The sequence below is a fragment of the Sphaerobacter sp. genome (assembly GCF_019683595.1).
Taxonomy (GTDB): Bacteria; Chloroflexota; Chloroflexia; order Thermomicrobiales; family Thermomicrobiaceae; genus Sphaerobacter.
Window position 1 is genome coordinate 1 of the sequence record NZ_JADGHZ010000310.1, and the last position, 2,497, is coordinate 2,497.

Here is a 2,497-nt window from a genome sequence, read left to right on the forward strand (position 1 = left end):
GCCCGGCTTTTTTTTTAACCCCCGGGGGGGGGGCGCCCGCCCCCCCCCCCTTCTCCCTTCCGGTCACGCCGCTAACCCCACGCCGCGATCTCGCCGTCCACGACGACAGCAACCGACGTTCGGCCGCGCCAGGTTCAAGCAGCAACCCCCCACGACGCAACGGCGCTCGAATTGGGCTCGCCTCCCTACCTCCCCGGGCAGGCCGCACCTGTCCCGTTGGCCACCCGCACCCCTGCCGACCCGACCCTGAGTGCCCTGCCTGGAGAGTCGATGGCGGTGGAGAGCCGGCGCTCTAGGCTCACATACATTCGACGAACGCGGGTGACGCCGGACGGGCGCCTTCCCAAGAGGGCGCAGCAGTCCCGAGATGGAGGGTCACATGACCGCTACGAACGTTTCGCTACAGACGCTGCGCGCCGCCGTCCGCGGTCGCGTCATCGTGCCCGAGGACGTCGACTACGACCCGACGCGCCTCACCGTCTCCGCGGTCTTCGACGACCGCCGACCGGCGGCGATCGTCCGCGCCGCGGACGTGGAGGACGTCCGGCGGGTCGTCTCCCTGGCCCGGGAGGCCGGGCAGGATCTCGCCATCCGCAGCGGCGGCCACAGCATGGCCGGCCACAGCACCACCGACAGCGGGATCGTCCTCGACCTTCGCGAGCTGAAGGGACTGGAGATCGATACCGTGCAGAAAATCGCTTCCGCCGGAGGAGGGCTGACCACCGGCGAGTACACCACCGCGGCCGCCGAGTACGGCCTGGCCACCGGCTTTGGCGATACCGCCTCGGTCGGGATCGGTGGGATCACGCTCGGCGGCGGGATCGGCTATCTCGTGCGCCAGCACGGGCTCACGATCGACAACCTGCTCGCGGCAGAGATCGTCACGGCCGACGGCGAACTTCGCCACGTGGACGCCGAACACGAACCAGACCTGTTCTGGGCCATCCGCGGCGGTGGCGGGAACTTCGGCGTGGTGACCCGGTTCACCTACCGACTCCAACCGGTCGACACCATCGTCGGCGGGATGCTCATGTTGCCTGCCACCCCCGAGGTCATCGCCGGTTTCGTCGAGCTCGCCGATGCCGCGCCGGAGGAACTGTCGACCATCGCCAACGTCATGACGGCACCCCCGATGCCGTTCCTCCCGGCCGAGCTGCACGGCAAGCTCGTGCTGATGGCCTTGGTTTCCTACGCCGGTGAGGTCGAAGCGGGACTCCGGGCCGTGGAGCCGTTCCGGAAGCTCGCCACACCGATCGCGGACATGCTGCGACCGGCCCGCTACCCGGACATGTACCCGCCCGAGGAGGGCGAGTTCCGGCCACTGGCCGTGACGCGCACGATGTTCCTCGATACGGTGGACGTCGACGTCGCTCGGAGCATCGTCGACCACCTGGAGAACTCGGACGCGCCGATGCGCGCAGCACAGCTCCGGGTGCTCGGCGGGGCGATGGCGCGGGTGCCATCCGACGCGACCGCATTCGCCCACCGCTCCAGCCGGATCATGGTCAACCTCGCCAGCTTCTACCTGGGGCCTGACGACCGAGCCCGGCGTGAGCAGTGGATCGATGCCTTCGCCGCGGCCCTGCGCCAGGGCGACCAGGGCGCCTACGTCAACTTCATGAGCGACGAAGGCGAGGAGGGCGTTCGCCGCGCCTACCCGAGCCCGACGTGGGAGCGGCTGGCGGCCATCAAGGCCCGCTACGATCCGCCGAACCTCTTCCGGCTGAACCAGAACATCCCCCCGCGCGCCGATCGCGAGGCGCGCCAAGCGGTCGCCTGAGCCGGGCCGCCGATGCCGGGCCGTGCGCAACCCGCGCATGGCCCGGCAATCTGTCGTGGCGGACAAAGGTTCGATCCCCTACCCGCTCCCACCCTCGCTGATTCATCAAGGATCGATTCGCTACAGAACCCGGGATCCCAGCACTGGCCGTGCGTAGATTACGCGCCGGCAACGCCTCAACGGGTGATACCATGACGCCATCAGGGTCGGCCGGTCCACGAGCCATGCGCGGGGAGGGAGGGTACGGTGATGGCTGAGGCGAGCGGAGCGCGTGAGGGTCGGCGCCCTCGGCTGCGTGATCTCGGGATCGTCATCGGCACGCTGCCACCGGGACCGCTCAATGCGATTACCGACGTGCTGGAGGTCCGGGTCGGGCTAGCGACGGTGATCCACGACGGCGACCCGGCGCGGCCGGAGTTCGGGCCGGCACGCACCGGCGTCACCGCAATCCACCCACATCGCGGCTCGGCCTTTACATCGCGCGTGCCGGCAGCCGTCGCGGTGCTCAACGGCGCCGGGGAGATCACCGGGCGCTCGCAGATCGACGAACACGGACTGCTGGAGTCGCCCATCCTGATCACCAACACCCACTCCGTGGGTGTCGCTCACCGCGCCTGCGTCGAGTGGCTCGCGCGCCGGACACCCACCATCGGCCGCAAGCACTTCGTCATCCCGGTCGTGGCCGAGACATTCGACGGGTTCCTCAACGACGGCGCG

2 protein-coding genes are annotated in these 2,497 nt (G+C 69.6%); both read left to right on the forward strand.

Annotation, left to right across the window (positions count from 1 at the left end):
- Window positions 1-379: 379 nt before the first annotated feature.
- On the forward strand, window positions 380-1,780 hold the full coding sequence (locus tag IRZ30_RS16985; protein ID WP_294086882.1) for an FAD-binding oxidoreductase: 1,401 nt from the start codon (window positions 380-382) through the stop codon (window positions 1,778-1,780).
- Window positions 1,781-2,029: 249 nt separating this feature from the next.
- The coding region (locus IRZ30_RS16990) for a P1 family peptidase (protein ID WP_294086884.1) at window positions 2,030-2,497 on the forward strand (468 nt) is incomplete at its 3' end.